26 protein-coding genes are annotated in these 20,310 nt (G+C 49.0%); 11 read left to right on the forward strand and 15 right to left on the reverse strand.

The window, feature by feature from the left end; translation table 11 throughout:
* The first annotated feature begins 17 nt into the window (after positions 1–17).
* Together CZ360_RS13980 and CZ360_RS14345 are read left to right on the forward strand one after the other, a co-directional pair.
* The gene (locus tag CZ360_RS13980; protein ID WP_077532702.1) at positions 18–260 is read left to right on the forward strand and encodes a hypothetical protein; all 243 of its coding nucleotides are present in this window, start codon (positions 18–20) and stop codon (positions 258–260) included.
* On the forward strand, positions 233–334 hold the full coding sequence (locus tag CZ360_RS14345) for a glycogen/starch/alpha-glucan phosphorylase (protein WP_159438086.1): 102 nt from the start codon (positions 233–235) through the stop codon (positions 332–334). The genes CZ360_RS13980 and CZ360_RS14345 overlap by 28 nt, the downstream gene beginning before the upstream one ends.
* Positions 335–403: 69 nt before the next feature.
* On the opposite strand, the gene rny is transcribed toward CZ360_RS14345, so the two are convergent.
* Positions 404–1,969: a ribonuclease Y gene (rny, locus tag CZ360_RS03065; protein WP_077532703.1), complete on the reverse strand. Its 1,566-nt coding sequence runs from the start codon at positions 1,967–1,969 to the stop codon at positions 404–406.
* Between the two features lie 406 nt (positions 1,970–2,375).
* On the opposite strand from rny, the gene rpmG reads away from it, so the two are divergent.
* From rpmG to CZ360_RS03110, 9 genes are all read left to right on the forward strand, one after another.
* Positions 2,376–2,525, forward strand: coding sequence for a 50S ribosomal protein L33 (gene rpmG, locus CZ360_RS03070; protein ID WP_077532704.1), 150 nt, complete (start codon positions 2,376–2,378; stop codon positions 2,523–2,525).
* A gap of 20 nt (positions 2,526–2,545) precedes the next feature.
* Complete coding sequence (gene secE, locus CZ360_RS03075; RefSeq protein ID WP_077532705.1) at positions 2,546–2,785, forward strand: preprotein translocase subunit SecE; 240 nt, start codon at positions 2,546–2,548, stop codon at positions 2,783–2,785.
* A gap of 71 nt (positions 2,786–2,856) precedes the next feature.
* A complete protein-coding gene (gene nusG / locus CZ360_RS03080) occupies positions 2,857–3,375 on the forward strand; it encodes a transcription termination/antitermination protein NusG (RefSeq protein WP_077532706.1) in 519 nt (172 codons plus the stop codon).
* Between the two features lie 102 nt (positions 3,376–3,477).
* The gene (gene rplK, locus CZ360_RS03085) at positions 3,478–3,903 is read left to right on the forward strand and encodes a 50S ribosomal protein L11 (RefSeq protein ID WP_077532707.1); all 426 of its coding nucleotides are present in this window, start codon (positions 3,478–3,480) and stop codon (positions 3,901–3,903) included.
* 55 nt (positions 3,904–3,958) lie between these two features.
* Positions 3,959–4,654 (forward strand): 50S ribosomal protein L1, encoded by a 696-nt coding sequence (gene rplA / locus CZ360_RS03090; RefSeq protein ID WP_077532708.1) that lies wholly within the window; start codon positions 3,959–3,961, stop codon positions 4,652–4,654.
* 278 nt (positions 4,655–4,932) lie between these two features.
* Positions 4,933–5,433 (forward strand): 50S ribosomal protein L10, encoded by a 501-nt coding sequence (gene rplJ / locus CZ360_RS03095; protein ID WP_077532709.1) that lies wholly within the window; start codon positions 4,933–4,935, stop codon positions 5,431–5,433.
* A gap of 49 nt (positions 5,434–5,482) precedes the next feature.
* Positions 5,483–5,854 carry a 50S ribosomal protein L7/L12 gene (gene rplL, locus CZ360_RS03100; protein ID WP_077532710.1) on the forward strand — a complete coding sequence of 124 codons (372 nt, stop codon included), beginning with the start codon at positions 5,483–5,485 and terminating at the stop codon, positions 5,852–5,854.
* 143 nt (positions 5,855–5,997) lie between these two features.
* Positions 5,998–6,408, forward strand: a complete 411-nt coding sequence (locus CZ360_RS03105) for a DUF2752 domain-containing protein (RefSeq protein WP_077532711.1) — start codon at positions 5,998–6,000, stop codon at positions 6,406–6,408.
* Positions 6,409–6,423: 15 nt separating this feature from the next.
* Positions 6,424–6,843, forward strand: a complete 420-nt coding sequence (locus CZ360_RS03110) for a DUF4234 domain-containing protein (protein WP_077532712.1) — start codon at positions 6,424–6,426, stop codon at positions 6,841–6,843.
* A gap of 74 nt (positions 6,844–6,917) precedes the next feature.
* On the opposite strand, the gene CZ360_RS03115 is transcribed toward CZ360_RS03110, so the two are convergent.
* The 14 genes from CZ360_RS03115 to CZ360_RS03180 all read right to left on the reverse strand — a co-directional run bounded on the left by CZ360_RS03115 (position 6,918) and on the right by CZ360_RS03180 (position 20,292).
* Positions 6,918–7,385 (reverse strand): glyoxalase/bleomycin resistance/dioxygenase family protein, encoded by a 468-nt coding sequence (locus tag CZ360_RS03115; protein WP_077532713.1) that lies wholly within the window; start codon positions 7,383–7,385, stop codon positions 6,918–6,920.
* Between the two features lie 81 nt (positions 7,386–7,466).
* Positions 7,467–8,204 carry a ThuA domain-containing protein gene (locus tag CZ360_RS03120; protein ID WP_077532917.1) on the reverse strand — a complete coding sequence of 246 codons (738 nt, stop codon included), beginning with the start codon at positions 8,202–8,204 and terminating at the stop codon, positions 7,467–7,469.
* 11 nt (positions 8,205–8,215) lie between these two features.
* Positions 8,216–9,175 carry a carbohydrate kinase family protein gene (locus CZ360_RS03125; protein WP_077532714.1) on the reverse strand — a complete coding sequence of 320 codons (960 nt, stop codon included), beginning with the start codon at positions 9,173–9,175 and terminating at the stop codon, positions 8,216–8,218.
* Between the two features lie 16 nt (positions 9,176–9,191).
* Positions 9,192–10,268: a 6-phosphofructokinase gene (locus CZ360_RS03130; RefSeq protein WP_077532715.1), complete on the reverse strand. Its 1,077-nt coding sequence runs from the start codon at positions 10,266–10,268 to the stop codon at positions 9,192–9,194.
* Positions 10,269–10,288: 20 nt separating this feature from the next.
* Positions 10,289–10,813 (reverse strand): Gx transporter family protein, encoded by a 525-nt coding sequence (locus CZ360_RS03135; RefSeq protein ID WP_077532716.1) that lies wholly within the window; start codon positions 10,811–10,813, stop codon positions 10,289–10,291.
* Positions 10,814–10,833: 20 nt separating this feature from the next.
* Positions 10,834–11,217 carry a NusG domain II-containing protein gene (locus CZ360_RS03140; RefSeq protein WP_077532717.1) on the reverse strand — a complete coding sequence of 128 codons (384 nt, stop codon included), beginning with the start codon at positions 11,215–11,217 and terminating at the stop codon, positions 10,834–10,836.
* Entirely contained in the window at positions 11,214–12,239 is a 1,026-nt protein-coding gene (locus CZ360_RS03145; RefSeq protein ID WP_077532718.1) for an FAD:protein FMN transferase, read from the reverse strand. Before CZ360_RS03145 ends, CZ360_RS03140 begins: the two co-directional genes overlap by 4 nt.
* A complete protein-coding gene (locus tag CZ360_RS03150) occupies positions 12,236–13,315 on the reverse strand; it encodes a DUF3048 domain-containing protein (protein WP_159438087.1) in 1,080 nt (359 codons plus the stop codon). The genes CZ360_RS03145 and CZ360_RS03150 overlap by 4 nt, the downstream gene beginning before the upstream one ends.
* Positions 13,316–13,350: 35 nt before the next feature.
* Positions 13,351–14,550 carry a DHHW family protein gene (locus CZ360_RS03155; RefSeq protein WP_077532720.1) on the reverse strand — a complete coding sequence of 400 codons (1,200 nt, stop codon included), beginning with the start codon at positions 14,548–14,550 and terminating at the stop codon, positions 13,351–13,353.
* 19 nt (positions 14,551–14,569) lie between these two features.
* The gene (locus CZ360_RS03160) at positions 14,570–16,024 is read right to left on the reverse strand and encodes an MBOAT family O-acyltransferase (protein ID WP_143530128.1); all 1,455 of its coding nucleotides are present in this window, start codon (positions 16,022–16,024) and stop codon (positions 14,570–14,572) included.
* A gap of 49 nt (positions 16,025–16,073) precedes the next feature.
* On the reverse strand, positions 16,074–16,643 hold the full coding sequence (locus CZ360_RS03165) for a ribonuclease M5 (protein WP_229407972.1): 570 nt from the start codon (positions 16,641–16,643) through the stop codon (positions 16,074–16,076).
* Between the two features lie 55 nt (positions 16,644–16,698).
* Positions 16,699–17,739 (reverse strand): DNA polymerase III subunit delta, encoded by a 1,041-nt coding sequence (gene holA, locus CZ360_RS03170; protein WP_077532723.1) that lies wholly within the window; start codon positions 17,737–17,739, stop codon positions 16,699–16,701.
* A gap of 12 nt (positions 17,740–17,751) precedes the next feature.
* The gene (locus tag CZ360_RS03175; RefSeq protein ID WP_077532724.1) at positions 17,752–19,926 is read right to left on the reverse strand and encodes a ComEC/Rec2 family competence protein; all 2,175 of its coding nucleotides are present in this window, start codon (positions 19,924–19,926) and stop codon (positions 17,752–17,754) included.
* A 24-nt stretch (positions 19,927–19,950) separates the two neighbouring features.
* On the reverse strand, positions 19,951–20,292 hold the full coding sequence (locus CZ360_RS03180; RefSeq protein ID WP_077532725.1) for a histidine triad nucleotide-binding protein: 342 nt from the start codon (positions 20,290–20,292) through the stop codon (positions 19,951–19,953).
* Between the last annotated feature and the right edge of the window lie 18 nt (positions 20,293–20,310).

The following is a 20,310-nucleotide window of genomic DNA, read 5'->3' on the forward strand; positions in this document are numbered from 1 at the left end:
AAAAGGGTGAATTCTATATGAAAGGGAGCGGTGTTTTAACGCCCGTTTCCAGCCTCCCCTCCCGTTATGGCATCGGCACCTTTGACGACGGCGGAACCGGCACGTTCCGCGGGCTGTTTTCCTCACTGCTGGAAGGAGCAAGCTGGCGTAAGCCGTACCAGTACCATCTGCTCTATGATCTACCCGATTGCCTGGAGAAAACGTTCGCGGTAAACCGGGATATTGGGATCGTTTGTCATTCTCCCGGAAATGCCTGCTGAATATTGCAAACGCGGGCAAGTTTTCTAGTGGCCGCACCATCCGGCCGTACGCCGGAAAAATCCGTAAGCTGTAACATGGAAAAAAGTATGCGAAGATAAATAAAAGCCCCTGCTTCGGAAATTCCGAAGCAGGGGCTTCTCTTTTACTTTGCAAAGTCAATTGTGCGGCTTTCCCGGATCAGGTTCACTTTAATCTGCCCCGGATAATTCAGCTCGCTTTCAATCTTTTTCACAATATCGCGGGCAACCAAAACCATCTTGTCGTCCTTCACGACTTCCGGCTTGATCATTACGCGGACTTCACGACCCGCCTGGATCGCAAAGGATTTTTCAACGCCATCAAAGGAATTGGCAATTTCTTCGAGTTTTTCCAGACGCTTAATAAAGCTTTCCAGATTCTCTCTTCTGGCCGCCGGACGCGCCGCTGAAATAGCGTCCGCCGCCTGTACCAGACATGCAATAACCGTTTTCGGTTCCACATCGTTGTGATGCGCTTCAATTGCATGAAGAACTGCCGGGCTTTCTTTAAATTTGCGGCATACGTCTACGCCGATCTGGACATGGGAGCCTTCAATCTCATGATTGAGCGCTTTCCCAATATCATGCAGCAGGCCTGCGCGCCGCGCAGTGGTAGCATCCACGCCCAGCTCCGAAGCCATAATGCCGGCAAGGTGCGCCACCTCAATCGAGTGGTCAAGCACATTCTGGCAGTAGCTGGTTCGGTAGGTGAGCCGTCCGAGGAGCTTGACGATCTCATAGTGAACGCCGTGGACGTTCGTCTCAAGGATCGCGCGTTCCCCTTCCGTTTTGATTTTATGTTCGATTTCACGGCGGGATTTTTCTACCGTTTCTTCGATCCGGGATGGATGGATCCGTCCATCCGCAATCAATTTTTCCAGTGTCAGGCGGGCAAGTTCCCGTCTAACCGGGTCAAAACATGATAATGTTATCGCTTCAGGTGTATCATCAATGATCAGGTCAACGCCTGTCAATGTCTCGATCGCACGAATGTTGCGGCCTTCCCGCCCGATGATACGGCCTTTCATTTCATCGTTCGGAAGAGCAACAACAGAAACTGTCGCCTCAGAAACCTGTTCTGCGGCCAGTCTGGAGATTGCAAGGGAAATCAATTCTTTTGCCTTGTCTTCGCATTCATTTTTAATCTGCTGCTCATACGCGGTTATTTTCTGCGCCTTTTCATATACTAAATCATCTTCCAAAGAAGATAAGAGCTGCGCCTTTGCCTCTTCTGCGGTTAATCCGGAAATTCGTTCCAGATTATCGATTTGGCTGCGTTTGATAATTTCCGCTTCTTCTAATTTTTGGTCAGCAAGCTTTAGCTTTTCACCGAGTTTTTCTTCTTTTTTCTCTAAGCTGTCCATCTTTTTATCGAGGGACTCTTCCTTTTGCATCATTCGCCGTTCTTGTCTGGATACTTCGCTTCGCCTGTCCTTGATATCACGGTCAGCCTCAGATCGAAGTTTGTGAATTTCGTCCTTTGCTTCCAACAGCGCCTCTTTTTTCCTGGTTGCGGCGTCCTTATCCGCATCTGCCAGGATTCGCTGTGCTTCCGCTTCCGCGCTTCCGATTTCCGCTTCCGCTATTTTTTTGCGGTGGGACACACCCAGCTTGAACGCAATTGCCGCGAACACGACGCCGGAAACAACGAATGACACCAGACATAACAGCACTACTGTTACGGTTGTCATAAAAGCATTTTCCTCCTATTTTCAATTTTCAAGATACCCTTTTTCATCCATCTATACGATTCGTAAATCTAAGCATAAAATACATTATCAATAATATTGTATATTTTTTATCTGTTGATGTCAAGAAAAACTTATACAAAATCTCATATTCCGCTTGCACAGCCGGTCGGTTGGTTGTATAATTGTACAAAGCTGAGGAAACAGCCCGTTTTTATCGCAAATTCCGGTTGACAAGCCGTCCTCGTTTATGTTATGATTAGTATTACCTCAAAGAAGGTCTATTTTTTTGTGCGCATTTTTAAAAAGATACTGCGGTCAGTCGACAGGATGCGTCCAAAGCAGGCCGGAAACCATTAACAGTCCTTGAGGGAGGCAAAAAAAATCCGATTTAGCAGGAGGTGCCGATATGAGGGTTAAAGTTACATTAGCTTGCACAGAATGCAAACAGCGTAATTACAACACAATGAAAAACAAGAAAAACGATCCTGACAGGCTCGAAATGAACAAATATTGTCGTTTCTGCAGGAAACACACTGCTCATAGGGAAACCAAGTAGTTTAGGAAGGTGGATGGAAAATGGCAAAAGACGCAGCTGCTGTCAAAGCAAAGCCGAAGAAGGAAAAAAAATCCTCCGGCAAATTTTCCCGCTTCTTCAAAGACCTTAAGAGCGAAGTGAAAAAAGTCGTTTGGCCAAACAAAAAGCAGGTGAAGAACAACACCCTGGTTGTGTTAGGCTTTATGGCTGTAGCCGCAGTATTCCTCTGGATTATAGACGGAATCCTGGGACTGATTGTCCATCTGATTTTTGGTGCATAATCGAAAGGCCGGACGTACAATCACATTTAATTTTACCCAAACAAATCTTTTCTTAAGAAGGGACGGATACAATGTCAGAAACTGCAAAATGGTATGTTGTGCACACTTATTCCGGTTATGAGAACAAGGTGGCGCAGAACATAGAAAAAGTTGTCGAGAACCGCAGTCTGCAGGATTTGATCTATGAAGTTAAGGTTCCGACCGAAAAGGTTGTGGAAGTAAAAGACAACAAAACGCGTGAAATTGAACGCAAAATTTTCCCGGGCTATGTGCTCGTGAAAATGATCCTGACCGACGATTCCTGGTATGTTGTCCGCAACATCCGCGGCGTGACCGGCTTTGTCGGAACGTCAACCAAGCCGGTTCCTCTGACCGAGACGGAGGTAAAATCCCTCGGCGTTGAGACGGTTCAGGTGGAGGTCGACTACGCGGTGGGCGACAGCGTAAGCGTTGTTGCAGGCCCGTTGGAAGGCTTCGGCGGCATCATCAATGAAATCGACATTGAAAACAACCGCGTTGCGGTTACTGTTTCGATGTTCGGACGGGAAACCCCTGTCGATCTGGAATTAAACCAGGTCAAAAAGGTGTAAGGCGTTTTCATTTTATGGAATGATAGAATAAAACGCTTGTGGGAGGAGCAGAAATTTTAAGACTGTTCCGCCATTTACCACGAAATTTTGGAGGTGCAAATTATGGCTCAGAAAGTAGCAGGCTACATCAAGCTTCAGATTCCTGCCGGCAAAGCTACTCCGGCACCACCGGTTGGTCCTGCATTAGGTCAGCACGGTGTTAACATCATGGCATTTACAAAAGAATTTAATGAGCGCACGAAAAACGATATTGGATTGATCATTCCGGTAGTAATCACAGTTTACGCAGACCGCTCCTTTACTTTTGTTACCAAAACCCCGCCGGCAGCCGTTTTGATTAAAAAGGCCTGCGGAATTGAAAGCGGTTCGGGTGTGCCGAACAAAACAAAAGTTGCAAAGATTACCAGGGAGCAGGTACAAAAAATCGCGGAAACCAAGATGCCTGACTTAAATGCTGCTAACATCGAAACTGCAATGAGCATGATCGCTGGTACAGCCCGGTCCATGGGTATCGAAGTAGTCGATTAATTACCCTGGTGGGAGGAAAAATCCGCTATATACCACTTTTAGGGAGGAAATGTGAATGAAACACGGTAAAAAGTATACAGATAGTGCAAAGACGATCGAGCGCGCAAAGCTGTACGATGTAAAAGAAGCATTGGAACTGGCGGTCGGCGCGGCAAAAGCAAAATTTGACGAAACGATCGAACTGCACATTCGTTTGGGCGTTGACTCTCGTCACGCTGATCAGCAGGTCCGCGGCGCAGTTGTTCTGCCAAACGGAACTGGTAAAAATGTAAGAGTTCTGGCAATCTGCAAAGGCGACAATGTGGATAAAGCGCTGGAAGCCGGTGCAGACTATGCTGGTTCTGATGAATACATTCAGAAAATCCAGGGCGAGGGCTGGATGGATTTCGACGTTGTAATCGCTACCCCGGATATGATGGGTATGGTCGGCCGTCTCGGTAAAGTATTAGGCCCGCGCGGCTTGATGCCTTCTCCAAAAGCCGGCACCGTTACTCCGGACGTTGCGAAAGCAGTATCCGAAGCAAAGGCCGGTAAAATCGAATACCGTCTGGATAAAACCAACATCATCCACTGCCCAATCGGAAAAGCTTCCTTCGGCGCTGATAAGCTCGAGGAAAACATGGAAGCGCTCATGGGCGCGGTTGTAAAAGCAAAACCAGCCGCCGCAAAAGGGCAGTACCTGAAGTCCTGTGTTGTGACCTCTACTATGGGGCCTGGCGTAAAGGTAAATACCGGTAAATACGGTGTTTAATTCGGGGCTTGACAGAATAGAGAAAATCCCGTATAATATGTAAAGCTGTTATTTTTCTATAGACCACAGGTTCAAAACGCGTTGTTTTGTATAATTGCCGTTCGGCTGCCTGTCGAGGAGGAATAAAAGGCGGATCATTAAAAAATAAGGCGGCAATGCCTTATGGTTTTGATATCAGTCCTTCCCTTCTCTTATAGAAGCGGAAGGATTTTTTATTCATAAAAATCGATCGCCCGAAAAACGAAAAATGCAGTAATTTATTGTGGAGGTGAAACGATTTGCCAAGTGAAAAAGTTTTAAGCCAGAAACAGCAGTATGTTGCCGAGTTGGCTGAACAGCTTAAAAATTCCTGTGCCGGTGTTGTCATCGACTATAAGGGAATCACCGTTGCAGAGGATACTGCGTTCCGTAAGGAGCTCAGGGAAGCAGGCGTTAATTACGCTGTCGTAAAAAACACTATGCTGAAATTTGCTGCAAAGGAAGCTGGATTGGATGGCCTGTGTGATGTCCTGGAAGGGACTACCGCTCTGGCTACCCATGCAGAGGACCCGATTGCCGCTGCGAAGATTATCGGTAAATATGCTGATAAGCTGAAAGACAAAATCACAATTAAAATTGGTTACATGGATGGCGAAGTGATGGACGCAGCCAAGGTTGTCGCTCTCGGAAAGCTCCCGTCCAAGGAACAGTTGGTTGGCCAGTTGGTCAGCGTGTTGGTTGCTCCGATGCGCGGTTTGGCCGTTGCGCTTAATGCAATCGCAGAAAAAGAAAACGCATAATGAATTCTGGGTAATAAAAACCCAAATATAATTTAGGAGGATTATTATCATGGCTGATATCGCAAAATTTATTGAAGATATTAAAGCATTATCTGTATTAGAGTTAAACGAACTCGTAAAAGCAATCGAAGAAGAATTTGGTGTTTCCGCTGCTGCTCCGGTAATGATGGCTGGTGCTGTTGATGGCGGCGCTGCTGCTGCTGAAGAAAAAACTGATTTCGACGTGATCCTGGCTTCCGCCGGCAGCAACAAAATTGCTGTTATCAAGGCTGTCAGAGAGATCACTGGTCTGGGCCTGAAAGAAGCAAAAGAGCTGGTTGACAACGCTCCGAAACCGGTAAAAGAAGGCGTATCCAAGGACGCTGCTGAAGAAATGAAGACTAAACTGACTGAAGCTGGCGCTGAAGTAGAATTGAAGTAAGTTTTCATAAAGCAAAAAAGGAACTGTTTGACAGTTCCTTTTTTATTTTTCCCTTAAATTTTACTTTAGAAAGGCTGTCTTATATTGACATCACGACGATAATTCGGTATCATTAAATTAACAAAATAAATGTTGGTGTACAAATGAAAAAGCTTGTCAAAATAATAGGGGTCTTAGCATTGGCAGTCCTCCTGGTTTTTGTCCTGGATATTGGGTGCATGTTCCGCTCCCTGACCGGGTTTCCCTGCCTGGGCTGCGGGACTACCCGCGCCTGCCTTGCATTTTTGCAGGGACACGTGGTGGACGCTTTCTATTACCACCCGCTTTTCTGGCTCTCTGTCATTTTGATCATCGTCACGCTGTTCCGGGGCGGAACCGTTTTCCGCTCTGAAAAGGCAAACCGTTGGTTCTGGATTACTATTTTTTTAATGTATCTGACGGTTTATATTGTCAGGATGGTTTTACTGTTCCCGGATGTCCCGCCGATGGATTACAATTATGGGGCGCCGCTTTACCGGGTGTATCAATGGCTGGCCAGTTTGTTCGCTAACTAAGAGGAGAGATTTTAAATGATTCAGCGCAGAGAATTCTGGATGATCCTGTTATTATCAATTGTCACTTGTGGGATCTATACCTACTACTATCTGTATCAAATCACCAAGGATTTGAACACGATGGCAGGAAACGACGGCAAGACAGTCGACCCGACCATTGTCGTTGTTTTAAGCATTGTCACCTGCGGAATTTATACTGTCTGGTGGTATTATCAGATGGGGAACCGGATTCAGCAAATGGGAATGTCAAACAATATCCCGGTAGAAGAAAACGGAACTACATATCTGATGTGGTATTTAATCGGCTATTTAGTCTGTGGTTTAGGCTCCTATGTCGCGATGTATTTGTTTATTAAAAACTTTAATAACATCGCCTTCGCCTATAATTCCCATATCTCTAACGGCAATCCTTATCAGCAGAACCCTAGTATGTAATCATTTTAAAAAGCTTAACAAGCGCTGGGCAGATTTTTTGCCCAGCGCTTGTTTTTGTCTTTTCCCGCTCATTTCTAAAGCCTTTTTGCGCAGCGGCTTACAAACGTGACCGGATGCTGGATCATCTCGGCGGTTTCCTCCACCGAATACCCTTCCTTCAGATATCGTTTGGCAATCGCTTCCATCGATTCTCCAATCTCAATCATATGCCCATCCGGATCGTAAACCCTTACTACCCGTTGCTTCCATTCATATTGTTTCGGGGAATGGACGCGTTCTATCTCCGGATGCTGTCCCAGCTTCTCCATAAACGCCTCAAAATCCTCCACCTCATAGTAGAGCTCCATGTTGTTGGATTTCTCTGCCACCGATTGCTCGGGTATGCCAACCAACCATGCAAAATCTTCTTGGAGCGCCAACCCGCCGCTCAGTGTGACATTCTTCCCTAAATCCATAATGACCTTCTGGTCAAAAAGCTCACGATAAAAAGCTGTTGACCGTTTTATATCCCGCACTGCCAGCACCGGCATCTTTAATTTCATAACATGATCCTTTCTTTTTGCAAGGGCTGATAGTCTGTTTCAGGTTGCCATATTGAAAAAGGTGGGATAACCCGCCTTTTTCTACTTTTCCTGTTTCCTCTGTTCTTCCAGAGTAACCTCTACATGCGGGGAACCCAAGGTCGTGCGCTGTTTTGGGTTATACAGCCACCGCACACCATTCTGGATAATCCGCCGGATTGCCGGATTATGGTAGGAAGAATTGGTTTCATGGCCCGGCTGGAAATAAAATATCTTTCCATAGCCGCGTGTCCAGGTGCAGCCAGACCGGAACACATTGCCACTGTCAAACCACGCGACAAAAATCAGTTCATCCGTCTCAGCGATATCAAAGGGCTCCGAGTACATCTCGTCAATTCCAACCTCAATGCAGTCCGGAACGCCCTGGGCAATCGGATGGCCTGGTTTTACGCAAAACAGACGCTCATAGCAGTCATCTCTCCAGGCTAAGTCGCAGGTTGTCCCCAACAACGCCTTGAGAGGCTTGCAGTAATGGGAGGAATGAAGCGGCAGGAATCCCATCCCCTTTAACACATGCTCTTGGATTTTCTGCACCAGCTCGTCCGGAACCTGATCATGCTGTTTGTGGGACCACCATACCAATACGTCCGTCTGCTCCAGCACCTCATCGCTCAATCCGCAGTCCGGCTGATCCAGGGTAGCGGTGCGCACCTCCACCCCGTCCATTTCCTCTATGATTTCTTTCAGTGTATTATGGATTCCGTCTGGGTGGACAGCAAGCACCTCCTTTACGCCATTACGCTCATCATAGTTCTCATTCCAAATTGTTACCCGAATCATCTTCATTGCTCCTATCTGCTCTTTACTAATGTAAGTACATCATCTTTTGCCGGCATAGAACGAATTGCGCCCTTCTTAGTGGTTACCAGGCTGGATGCCGCATTTCCAAAGGTCAGCGCCTCCATCAGATAATCACAGGTCAAATGATCCAAATCCTGATCCAGCAGGAAATGGAGCATACAACCGCAGAAGGTATCTCCCGCGCCGGTTGTATCAATGGTTTTCACCTCTTTAAAGGTCTCCTGGAAGCCCTTTTGTCCCTGATAATAGAACGAGCTTCCGTCTTTGCCGAGGGTGACAAACATCACCTTGATATTTGGATTTTCATTCTGCACCTTTTGGGCCGCCTGGTCAAGATCAGAAATCCCGGTGATAAACTCCAGCTCATCCTCCGAAATTTTCAGGATATTGCACTGGCTGATGCCATACCAAATCATCTCCTTTGCCGTCTCCAGATCATCCCAGAGCGGCGGGCGAAGATTCGGGTCAAAGGAGAGGAGACTCCCGCCTGCCTTTGCCATCTCAATGGCCGCTTTTGTAGTCTCACGGATCTTCTCTGAGGTCATAGAGAGCGTTCCGAAGTGGAAAATCTTTGCCTGCTTAATGATCTCCTCATTCAGGTCCTCTTTCCCCAGCATCATATCTGCTCCCGGGTTGCGGCAGAAGGAAAAATTCCGGTCACCGTGTTCATCCAGATGAACAAACGCAAGAGTCGTATGGATTTTTGGATCGGTAACAAGCCCAGTGCTGTCAATCCCAATCTCCGTGATGGTATTGCGGAGCAGCGTACCGAAGCTGTCATACCCTACCTTCCCAACAAAAGCGGTTTTCCTGCCGAGTTTGTTGAGCATTGCCAATACATTACAAGGCGCACCGCCCGGATTGGCCTCCAATACCTCATTGCCCTGTTCACTTTTACCATAGGGGGTGAAATCAATCAGCAATTCCCCCAGCGCCACTACATCATACATATTCTTTTTCCTCCCATCAGTCTCCGAAAGAAATTCCCATATCCTTGGCAACCTGAATCATCTGGTCATCAGGCGATACGAGCTTTGCCTTTCCGGCAATTTCGGATAATTTATTTTCAGTGACCGTATTGCCCTTCATCGCAACCGTGACACCAAATTTCTTCTCTTGAATCAGCCTTGCCGCATAGGCTCCAAACCGGGTGGATAACACCCTGTCATATGCAGAAGGGTTTCCGCCGCGCTGCAAATGCCCCGGAACAACAACCCTAGTTTCACAGCCGGTCTTTTCTTCTACAAAGGAGGCAATCTGATCGGATACCTGTTTATATCCTGCTTCAGCACGAAGCCTGAGCCTTTCCTTGCGCTTTAGCTTCGCCTCCTCCTTGCTCATCGCGCCCTCGGCAACAGCGAGAATGGAGAACGCCTTACCGCTCTCAGCACGCTTCCTGACTGCCGCAGCCACAACCTCCGGAGAATACGGAATTTCAGGCAGCAGGATAATGTCCGCGCCGCCGGCAATCCCGGCATACAGGGTAAGCCAACCGGTTTTATTTCCCATCAGCTCTACTACCATAACCCTCCCGTGGCTCGCCGCAGTGGTATGGATCCGGTCAATGGCCTCGGTCGCAATATTTAAGGCAGAATGAAATCCAAAGGTAACGTCGGTACCGTACAGATCATTATCAATCGTTTTCGGCAGCCCGATTACATTCAGTCCTTCCTCAGCCAACAGTGCTGCAGTTTTGTGCGTTCCATTTCCGCCGAGAATCAAAAGACAGTCCAGCTTCATTTTCTTATAGTTCGCTTTCATGTTTTTGACCTTGTCGATATTGTCCTCTCCGATCACCCGCATCTGTTTGAACGGCTGGCGCGACGTGCCCAGAATCGTTCCGCCCAGCGTGAGAATTCCGGAAAAGTCGGATTGCTGCATCACCCGGTACTCCCCATGAATCAGCCCTCTGTAACCGTCCTGTATCCCGATGATTTCTACATCATCCATTAGCTGATAGGCCGCCTTCGCGACTCCCCTGATGACAGCGTTCAGCCCGGGGCAGTCCCCGCCGCTGGTCAATATCCCAATCCGCATCGCCATCTATCTCAACCTCCTTGTTTTTAACACAATCTATCTGATAAAAATCCCAGCTTTTTCAGCTTTCCCAAAGCCAGGATGCATACCATTCCTGTTAAGCATCCGCTCACAAGCCCTACCGCCAGCAAAACAGGCAGATAGGAAAAGACCGCCGCCGTCTGAAAAAAGACCGCCGAGCAAAAAATCTGCCCGATCTGATGTGCCGCGGCGCCTGCCGCGCTCATTCCGACTGCCGAAAACCATACTCCATATTTCGGCAGCATGCAGATCATGACAAGCATCGCCAGAAACCCGCCGGAAATACTAAAGCAGAAGGAAGCAACGGAGCCGAACATCGCCGCCTGAAGAACACAGCGCGCAGCCAAAATAGAAACGGCATAGCCCTTTCCAAGGCTAACCAGCGCAAACAGCGTAACAATATTGGCAAGCCCCAGCCGCACTCCGGGCAGGGGAATCACCGCTTGTAATGGAACAAGCGCCTCCAGATAGGCGAGCGCCAAGGCAAGCGCCGTCATCATACCGGCAGCCGCCATTCTTTTTGCCGCCATTGACTCTCTCCCTCTTTTCCTTATGTAAGTGCGTCAATTTCTGTTTCCCGGTCTGACTCAATCCGAACAATTACCCGGTTGGGCAGACAGACCGCCGATTGATAAGGCTCGGAAATCCAGCCCGTATGGACGCAAAACTGGTTGGGACAGGTGGATGATGCAAACCGAATCCTTGTCCCATCGATCTCGATCCGATTCCGGTACTCTCCGTCCAGAATCAGTTCCCGATGAATCGAGCCATCCAGTGGGATTTCTTCTATCACCTGGTTATTCTGCAAAATAACGCACCGTTTCTGTTCTGTCCGATGAAAGAGAAAAAGGATGCCTGTTCCCGCGATCAAGAGAAGGATTCCTGCGACAACCACAAAATCTCCTGCCCGCAATGGGAGTCTGTCCCGTTTCATTTCTCACCGTCCTTTATAGTATACCGCGCTTCTTCTGTTAATGTAAAGCATTCTTTTAGCCCATCAGTCAGGTAAACAAATCCGTCATCAGTTACAAAGACCGCCTCAGCATCCGGCTGCTGCCCGCAGAAGGCAAGCCCCTTCTCCGCGCCCACCACAAACAGAGCGGTGGAAAGCGCATCGGCAAGAGCCGCGTCCTTGCTCACAACTGTCACCGAGCGCAGCCCGCTTTGGGCGGGCGAACCGGTCGCACGGTCTAGGATATGATGGTAACGGATACCGTCCCTGACAAAAAACCGCTCATAGTCTCCCGACGTAATCACAGCGCAGTCTGAAACAGACAGATATCCCAAATAGGCGCTTTCCCCATCAGGATCGCTGATCCCGATCTTCCATTCGCTCTGATCCGGCTTTTCTCCGCTGACATAAATATTGCCGCCTAGGGAAAGCAGGTATCCGTCCAGCGACAGGCCCGATAACGACTGCCGGATTTCATCCGTCGCCGCACCCTTTGAAATCCCGCCCAGGTCAAGCTGGGCATTACCGGACAGAGTGAAGCTCCCGTCCTTTTCTGAAAGATGCTCTGCGCCGCTCTCCTTTGAGGCGGAGACCAGCTCGTCTGCTTCTGGAACCTGCTCCTGCTCCGTCCCGATTCCCCACAGGGAAACAAGCCTGCCCAGCACAGGATCAAAGCTTCCCCCTGTCAGTTCGCTGATTTCCATTGAACGCCGAAGCAGGGAAACCGTACGCGGATCCAGCGCTTCCTTTTTCAGGCTACCCGACTGGTTGAGGCGGGAGACGTCGCTGGAGGAGATGGTTTTCGACCATAGCTGTTCCAGATCGGCAATCTCCTGCTGGTAAGCCTCAGCCGCCTGTTTCGCGTCCTTCCCATAAAACCGCCCTGTCATCGCCGTATCCATTGCAGTGAAGGAAACCTCTTCTCCTCTGGACGGTGCAGAACAGGACGAAGGCAGAGCCGCTAACAGAAAACCAGCTAACAAAATCGGAAAAATCCGTCTCAAGCTGCTGTTTCTCCCCCGTCAAAGGTTGTGTTGCCCTTCATATTGCTCGGCACAAACAGCACCCAGCTATTGCCAGGGTTCACCGTCAGCGTCTCCCCGGATTCTGTCGTATAGGCCATTGGTTTTTTTGCATCCCCCTTTGACCATTTGATTGCAGTGCGGGTTCCGTTTGTGATATACCAGCCTTCCCCGCTGCTTAAGGAGAGGTCGACGTGAAGGCCGTCACTCATCAGCGGAATATTGTCATACAGAATGAATACATTCTTGATATGAACCTGCTCTTTTGTATTTCCATCAATCACATCGTCGTCAAATTCCCGCTTTGTATAATCCTTGGCGGAGTCGTCATAGTAGAATGTTGTTTTCACGGCATTGGAAACCTTTACATAAATTTCCTTGGCAGAATCTGTGTAGGAAACGCTGTCCTCTTCTTCTGCGAACTGGTAGGCCGTTGGGGTCTCTCCGTCCAGCTTATATCCGATTCCCTTCAATGCGTCCTGGAGATTTTCCTGCGTCATAAACCTAGTGTGTTCGATGTCCTTGCGCAGGGATCGGTCTGTGTAAAAATATTTTTCCCCATAGGCCATCCCGTCGATATCGTTGACCCCATACTGCCGCAGCGCATTATAGCCAAAGGTACTGCCGCCCCAATGAACAAAGATCGTATTAAACGGAAGAGAAAGTTCTACAAAATCATGCCGTACCGAACGGTTAGAGCCGAAATCAGGCGTTTTGGTATAATCGGCAAAAATTGCCATCAATCGGGTTAAGCCGCCCTCTACCGGAAGCTCATAGATGATATCCGCCTGGGAAATTCCTCTCTGAGGCCAGGAGCGGTGGTGATTGTTAATCATAAAGCTGACTGGTCGCTTGCCGACCATGGCGGCATCCAGGTCCCGGAAACCGGTCAGCGGGTTTAAATTCCCCTCTGGTTCCGGTTCTGCTTCTGAGGACACAGCAACCGGGAGGCTGCTTGCCTCCTCCTTGACCACGGTTTTCCCGCAGCCGCTTCCAGCCGACAGCATGATGGCTGAAGCCATCAAGACAGCCAGCACAGATTTCTTTCGATGTTTCATAATAAATCCCCTTTCGTCCTCGATGCTTCCCGCCATTAAGAGCAGAGCTGCTGCAGCTTGACAGTCAGGCTGGTATCGGAGACATAATTCTCGACGCTATACAAAAACAACGCCGAATCATATTCATCCGGATCAATTAATTGGTATTGATCCGATGTTAACGCATTTAAATTTACAAACGTAACTGTTTGAAAATGGAGCGATAAGAACTGGAGCAAGGGCTTTGAATACTCATCCCCGAACAGCAGCAGCTTGTGCTCACTTTTCAAGTTTGTCTCTATTTCCGTCACACCCCGATCCGCGCCCAAAAAAACATTGGTCGCCTGGGGCGTGTTCAGATACTCTTCAAAATAAAGAGAATAAAGCTCCTTCACATTTCCGCCTTCATAGCATTTGACCAACTCGATCACCTGATCCGGCGCATGGGTATACAGGTCAATCCCATCCCCGTCTCCCCGTTTGATCAGCGTTTTTTCATAAAGGCCGCCATAATAGTCAGTCTGCGCATGTTCAATATTGAATAAATCCTTTGAAATCGCAGAATCTCCCATGCCGGTCACCAGGCTGCTGTAAGCGTTATACGCTCCCAGAGAAGTCCACATGGAGTCGGTGTGGTAAAAAATCTCCTGCTGTTTATTCGCCATCAAAAAGGTGTGCAGGTCAATCGCATAAATGTTTTCCAAAGTGCCGTATTCCGAGGGCTTCTCCTCCTGTTCAGGCGGAGAATTAGAAAGGTTGTTCTGCTGCCTTCCGTCTCCATAGATTCCGTTGATTACGGCAACCTGATCCATCAGGTTGGGAGCCGCCGGCATTTCATCCTGATAAACTGCCGCAGCCGTCGGTATCAGGGAAAAATAGACCGGCAAGTCCGGATAGCTTTGGGCAAAAAAATTCACAGCTTCCGTATTCCGCTTTGCCGTAACCGGGTTTACACTGCTTACGTTCTGGATCAGGCGATCCTCTAAAATAAACACGTCGTTAACCTTTGGCGCGCTTAAAAATACAGTCATCTGGTTGCTCAGCTTTTGGATAACCTCCCGTCCGACTATATGCTTTGACAGATAATCATTCCACTGCTGTGCAAGATCCTGCCGGAGCAGCGTCTCGACCGAAAGTTTTGGCATCGAGGCGAGCTCCTCCTTTTGACTTTTCGTTTGCGGAGCAACCACAGAAGCGATGCCAAATGCCAGAAACAGCGCGCAGCCGAGAACGGGGGATATCATTTTTTTATTCATCTGCTATTGCTCCTTTCCATTAAAAATATACAAAGAAGGACGTATCCGCACCGTTTCCGCCCGCCACCGCCACAAGACAGACTAGGGTCAGAAAGATTTCACAGGCAATCCGCAGCACCAGAGCGGCGCGCGGAGACTTGTGCTCGCATCGCAGTCCAATATTATGCACCAGCGTCCCTCCGGCGAAAATGCAGAGGATCAGAACTACCGCATAAGATCCGAGAAGATACAGGCTGGTTCCATCGGCAAATACCGTGCTTCCTGACGAAAAAAACTGCGACCAGGAGGCGGCATTTCCGGTAAACATCGCTTTATAGTATGCCAGCACCCGAGTAAGATCCTGCAACCCAAATACAAGCCACATGCAGAATACCACCACAATGGTATAAATTCTGCGGATCAGCCCCGGAAGTTTTTCCAGGATTGGGGATAAAAATAGCTGCTCCACGGCAATCAGGCCGCCAAAAATCAATCCCCACAGCAGAAAATTCCAGCCGCCGCCATACCACAGTCCCATTAAGGTCCAGAGAACCAGCAGCTTTAACAGCGTTGCCAATACATTGGTATACCGCTTCCCTAAAGGGGAGATGACATAAGATTTGCACCAAACCGTCAGAGAAATATTCCATCTTCTCCAAAATCCGGTCAGACTCTTTGCCGTATAGGGAGCATTAAAATTCATCGGGAAATCAAAGCCCAGAATTTTGGCAATCCCCCGCGCCATATCAGAATATCCGGAAAAGTAGAAATAGACGGCAAAGGCAAAGCCCGCCACACCAAGCCAGGCTGTTAAAACCGGCATAGTCTCATACTCCATAGCTTTGACCGTATTCCACAATTCCAGCATGGTGTCTCCCAGGATCAGCTTTTTGGAGAGTCCCCGGATGAACATATTATAGCCCTTTGAAATGGTGTTCGCATTCATCTGGCGGTGCTGGATGCTCTCCGCAATGTCACTGTACCGGACAATCGGCCCGCAAATCATCTGCGGAAACATGGAGAGGTACATCGCAAACGGCACCAGTCTCTTTTGCACCTTGACCTTATGATAATAAAGATCTATCAGGTAGGAAACACCCTGCAGCGTATAAACGGAGATCCCAATCGGAATCAGGATATCCATAAAAAGATTTTCTGTTTGAATGCTGTGGTCTGCTCCGCCGGGTAAAAAGAACTGATACTTTAAAATAATCAACAGGATTATATTGACCGCGATCCCGATAAACAAAGGAATCCTCGCCAGCTCTTTCTTCTTCCGAAAACGGTTGATGGATAAGCCGCAGAGAAAATTCACTGCAATCAGCGCAAGCAGCACCGGAAGTGAAAGCGGAGCGGCCAAAAGATAGAAAACCAGATTGATTCCCAGCAGCACAGCATTGCGGCAGCGCACCGGAAAAATAAAATATAGGATTACTGCAGCCGGCAAAAAGAAAAATAGAAACGGGATGCCGGAAAATACCATCTTCCCTGCCACTCCTTTCTTAGGATAAACTCTGCGCTCCACAGCGCAGGTGCTGCATTCTTTATTCGTCCGGAAGCCGTCCTACCAGCTCCCGATATTCCTCATAGCTCATCAAACGGTTTAGAACCTGAATCAGCGCTTTGGTCGACAGATAGGGCGGCAGGTTGAGTTCTTTTAAAACCCAGGCCCGTTTCCCCGCGCTGTTTTCCCCGCCGCAAAGCCCGTCCTCCATCAAGTCCATCCTGGTTACCGGACGGATGGGCTCCTTCCGTCCGCCCAGCACGCCGTGTTTTATAAAAAGCTCCCGCAGAAGCTCTGCGTCCAGGCCCTCTACCCCAAGCGTCCCCTCTTTGGATGGTGTGCTTTTTCGTTTTTCCTTTCCGGGAATTTGAGGAATATAGAGATTGATGACCGAGGCGTCCCGCGCCACCGAACGGATCAGGCTGCGGATTTTAAATCCCGCCACATCGGAGTCAGTCAGGACAATCACTCCCTGCTTCTGCGCAAGGGCGCGGATCAGATCGCGTTTTTGTTTATCTTTAAAAATGCGGAAGCCGTCGGTGGTAAGAATCAGTCCGTCCACCAGGCTTTCCAGCTTAATTTTATCATATTTCCCTTCGACCACGATCACCTGGCCGACCTTTATCTTCTCAGGCTGTCTCAGTGGATTTTCCCTCTTTTCCTTTTTATATAGCAGACGCGGATATCATTTCACCCAGCATCTGTTCCAGAATGATCCGGTTATCCAGCCGGGACGACTTCAAAAGCCGATCTGCTTTTTCCAGGCTCGCGATACAGGAACGAATCTGCGAAATCGAGAACCGCGAAACATCCTGACTCAGCTTCTGCACCTGGTATTTAGAGCGGTAATGGAAATCGGAGATTACCTGGTCATTCCCCAGGCCGCTCATCTGAGCTGCCTTCACACGGTACAGGCTTACAAAAGAGCCAGCCAGCGCCCCCAGGATCATAACCGGCTCTACCCGCAGGTAAAACAGGCGGTCCAAAATCGTAAACGCCCGGCCATATTGGTTTTTGAGAATCGCATTGGAAAGGTCAAACGCCGTATTCTGCACAGAAGAAATTCCCAGAAGCTCCACGCTTTCCTCCGTCACGATTCCTCCCTCTCCGGCATAGGCGATCAGCTTATCTGCCTCGTTGAGAATGACCGCATACTGTGATCCTGATTGGTCGATCAGCCGCTCGCAGAGCTCAGGCGAGATACTGACGCCCGCTTTCTGGCACCGGGCGGTAATCGCTTTTTTCAGGGAGCCTTTGTCCTTCAGCGCAAACTCGGTTACAATTCCTACCTTTGCCGCCGCCTCACTGAGCTTTTTATACTTGGCGTTTTTCTTCGGGTCAACCGTCTGCCGGGTATCATAAAGCACCAACACCGTAGAAGGGTTGACGCGCCCAAGCATATTCATAAGCTGGTCAAAATCCTGTTTCCCCAGCTTGTCAATATTCCAGTTTTTCACAGCCACACATTTGTATTCTGACATCATTGGCAGCGCGTCATACACCGTTTGAATTCCATTTACTGTTGTATTATCATCCTGAAAGAGATGCAGGTTGAAGCTTTCAAAGGCTGGGGGAACCGCCTTTTTGATAATCAAGCTGACCATCTCTTTCATCAGGTGGATTTCAGACCCATAGAAAAAGTAAACCGGAGCCAGCTCCCCTGCACGGATCATCTTTGCCAGCTTATCATCCTTTACTACCGCCATGAAATCCCTCCTTTATGTAATCCGGCGCAGCACGCCGTCTGTGCCGATCTCAAATTCCAACACACTTTGCTCCGCCGTTAAGTAATCCTGATCTGTTGTCACGCGATCCCACTGCCGTTCCAGAAGGACAACCATCTCTCCCGGAATCCCAGTCAAATCCGTTGTTTTCCCACTGACCAGGCAGAGGTCGGCCGGAGAATCGAGCAGCTCGTCCTTTGCATTGCAGAGCACAATCTTCCTATCCTTGTAATTCATCTCCAGGCACATGCCGCTGCTATGATAGCGGAAAACCCCTTCTGCGCCGAGATCAAGCTTCCACTCTGTCACCCCGCCCAACGGCAGGCTCTCTTCTGCTTTTCCTTCCATAATTTGCCCGCAGGCAACATTATCCGGATGGTAAAGCAGGTTCTGTGTTGGGAATACACTGACTAAATCCAGCGTATCCTGATATTCCTCCATCGCCGGATAGAGGATAAACATCGTATCAATCTCCTGAATGCCTTTCTTTTTGAGATAACGAAAGGTTGCTTCGTCAATATAATCGTCGTCCGCCGGCGAAAGGATGGCTGCACGAAACTGGTCAATTACAATTACATTCGAGGTAGTCCCGTCTGAAACCACCGCAATGCGCAATACATCCCGAAGGCTGAGCAGATTCAGAGAACTGCACAGCATAAAAAGCGAAACGCAGAAAACCACAGCCGCGCGATAAAGCCGGACGCGATTGCGAAACAGTACCACCGCGAAAAAAACCAAGACGGAGAGGAGGAACCATAAAAAGAAAACTTCATAATCCAATCCTATGGTTGCGAACCGGAGCGAGCCAAACCACTCCGCCGCCCCGTTCTGGATTCCAATCAGCCATTCCTCGATACGGCAGAGGACGAACGCCGCTTTGCCGCAGCCGGGGATCATCCAAAGGATGAGAACAGGCATTCCCAGCACGATGATAAACGAAGATGTTGCGGCAGTGATCAGATTTGTCACCGGGCTTACCAGCGACATCGAGCCAAAGGTGAAGAAATAAACCGGAAGCAAAAACAGGTTCGCGCTCAATGTTACCGAGAGTGTTCCAACGGTTATTTCGGACATCCGGCTGACCAACCCCAGCTTTCGGCACACCCAATTTTGCAGCGGCGTCGCACAGATAAGAATGCCGAGGGTGGACAGGAAGGACATCAGAAAACCTACATCCATTATAGCATAAATGTCGCATAAAACAATGAAAAATCCAGCACAGCACAAAGAATTTACAGAATCTACCTTCCGGTAAAACAGTCTTCCGGCAAGCATCAGGATTACCATGCAGCCAGCCCGGACTGCGGATAACCCGGCCCCGCTGAGCAGGACAAAAAATAACACCGCACCCACCGTAACCATGATCGAAATTCTCCGGCGGACGCGCAGCACCTTCATCGCTCCAAGAACCGCAAACGCCAGGATGGAAATATGCATCCCGGATATCACCAGAATATGGACAACGCCCGCATCCGAATATTTCTGCTGGACAGCAAAGGAAATGTCTTCCCGATTTCCCAACAGCATGCTCTGAAAAGCCGGAGATGCCGATTCCGAAAACGCCTCCTCAGCTTTTTGGGACAGGAAACGGTTCAGCCCGTAAAGCTTTGTCAGAAGCGTTTCCTGGTCAACTGCTTGGACAGAAACAGCACCCTTGCCGTTAAAATAGGACAGGATATTGATATGGTCGGAACGGTAATACCGTTGGCCGTCAAAATACTCCGTTGAATCAGGAAGATAAAACCGAACCGGCAGGGTAATTAAATCAGCCCCGTCTGCGTCGAGCGGGCGGTTCGTATAAACCAGCGTCCGAAACGGCCTGCTGATCTCTCCGTCATCCGGTTTTACCTCTACCAGATAGGTGTATTTCCCTCCATCCCGCTGTGTTACCTGCAAAACCTCTGCTGTAATCGTAAGGTTCTGCTCGTCCAGGCTTGTAACAGCCTGATCCGATATTGTGTTCGGAAGGAAAAGAGCAAAAGCGAGCGCCGCAGAGAACGTGCCGACACACAGAGCCATCCGCACCTCCCTTTTCAGGTAGAACAGCACAATGAAAAAGGCAAGGACGCAGGCTGTCAAACAGACAGCCTGCGTCCTGATGTCAAGAAAAGAAGCCAGAAACGACGCGGCTAAAAAGCATCCGCCGATGGTGCAGAATGGACGTTTCATGACTTCCCCTCCTTTTCTTCTCTGTTAGCCTGGAGGCCAAGCAAGACAGCGCTTACCCAAAACATGGAAATGCAGGTGGCCAACCGTCTGGCCTCCGTCCTTCCCGCAGTTGTTAACGATCCGGTATCCGTTCTCCAGACCTAAGTCTTTCGCAAGCTTCCGGATCACCAGAAAAATATGCGCCACAACCCCGGCGTTTTCCTCCGTCAGCTCGTCCGCACTCCCGATATGCGCCTTCGGAACGACCAGGAAATGTGCCGGCGCCTGCGGATCAATGTCATAAAACGCATAGCACTGCTCATCCTCATAGATTTTGTTGGACGAGATTTCTCCTGCTATGATTTTGCAGAACAGGCAGTCCTCCATGATGTTTTCCTCCTTTCC

Origin of the sequence: Massiliimalia massiliensis, from assembly GCF_900155615.1 — a bacterium.
Classification (GTDB): Bacteria; Bacillota; Clostridia; order Oscillospirales; family Ruminococcaceae; genus Massiliimalia; species Massiliimalia massiliensis.

What these genes read in the sequence shown, in the direction of transcription:
- CZ360_RS03115 (WP_077532713.1), bottom strand. Translation starts at nt 7,385, where the DNA reads ATGAAATTAAAGATGCCGGTGCTGGCAGTGCGGGATATAAAACGGTCA.
- rplK (WP_077532707.1), top strand. Translation starts at nt 3,478, where the DNA reads ATGGCTCAGAAAGTAGCAGGCTACATCAAGCTTCAGATTCCTGCCGGC.
- CZ360_RS03155 (WP_077532720.1), bottom strand. Translation starts at nt 14,550, where the DNA reads ATGAATAAAAAAATGATATCCCCCGTTCTCGGCTGCGCGCTGTTTCTG.
- CZ360_RS03130 (WP_077532715.1), bottom strand. Translation starts at nt 10,268, where the DNA reads ATGGCGATGCGGATTGGGATATTGACCAGCGGCGGGGACTGCCCCGGG.
- CZ360_RS03120 (WP_077532917.1), bottom strand. Translation starts at nt 8,204, where the DNA reads ATGATTCGGGTAACAATTTGGAATGAGAACTATGATGAGCGTAATGGC.
- CZ360_RS03175 (WP_077532724.1), bottom strand. Translation starts at nt 19,926, where the DNA reads ATGAAACGTCCATTCTGCACCATCGGCGGATGCTTTTTAGCCGCGTCG.
- rplA (WP_077532708.1), top strand. Translation starts at nt 3,959, where the DNA reads ATGAAACACGGTAAAAAGTATACAGATAGTGCAAAGACGATCGAGCGC.
- rpmG (WP_077532704.1), top strand. Translation starts at nt 2,376, where the DNA reads ATGAGGGTTAAAGTTACATTAGCTTGCACAGAATGCAAACAGCGTAAT.
- CZ360_RS03110 (WP_077532712.1), top strand. Translation starts at nt 6,424, where the DNA reads ATGATTCAGCGCAGAGAATTCTGGATGATCCTGTTATTATCAATTGTC.
- secE (WP_077532705.1), top strand. Translation starts at nt 2,546, where the DNA reads ATGGCAAAAGACGCAGCTGCTGTCAAAGCAAAGCCGAAGAAGGAAAAA.
- nusG (WP_077532706.1), top strand. Translation starts at nt 2,857, where the DNA reads ATGTCAGAAACTGCAAAATGGTATGTTGTGCACACTTATTCCGGTTAT.
- CZ360_RS03140 (WP_077532717.1), bottom strand. Translation starts at nt 11,217, where the DNA reads ATGAAACGGGACAGACTCCCATTGCGGGCAGGAGATTTTGTGGTTGTC.
- CZ360_RS03150 (WP_159438087.1), bottom strand. Translation starts at nt 13,315, where the DNA reads ATGAAACATCGAAAGAAATCTGTGCTGGCTGTCTTGATGGCTTCAGCC.
- CZ360_RS03180 (WP_077532725.1), bottom strand. Translation starts at nt 20,292, where the DNA reads ATGGAGGACTGCCTGTTCTGCAAAATCATAGCAGGAGAAATCTCGTCC.
- CZ360_RS03125 (WP_077532714.1), bottom strand. Translation starts at nt 9,175, where the DNA reads ATGTATGATGTAGTGGCGCTGGGGGAATTGCTGATTGATTTCACCCCC.
- rny (WP_077532703.1), bottom strand. Translation starts at nt 1,969, where the DNA reads ATGACAACCGTAACAGTAGTGCTGTTATGTCTGGTGTCATTCGTTGTT.
- CZ360_RS03105 (WP_077532711.1), top strand. Translation starts at nt 5,998, where the DNA reads ATGAAAAAGCTTGTCAAAATAATAGGGGTCTTAGCATTGGCAGTCCTC.
- holA (WP_077532723.1), bottom strand. Translation starts at nt 17,739, where the DNA reads ATGGCGGTAGTAAAGGATGATAAGCTGGCAAAGATGATCCGTGCAGGG.
- CZ360_RS03135 (WP_077532716.1), bottom strand. Translation starts at nt 10,813, where the DNA reads ATGGCGGCAAAAAGAATGGCGGCTGCCGGTATGATGACGGCGCTTGCC.
- CZ360_RS13980 (WP_077532702.1), top strand. Translation starts at nt 18, where the DNA reads ATGAAAGGGAGCGGTGTTTTAACGCCCGTTTCCAGCCTCCCCTCCCGT.
- rplL (WP_077532710.1), top strand. Translation starts at nt 5,483, where the DNA reads ATGGCTGATATCGCAAAATTTATTGAAGATATTAAAGCATTATCTGTA.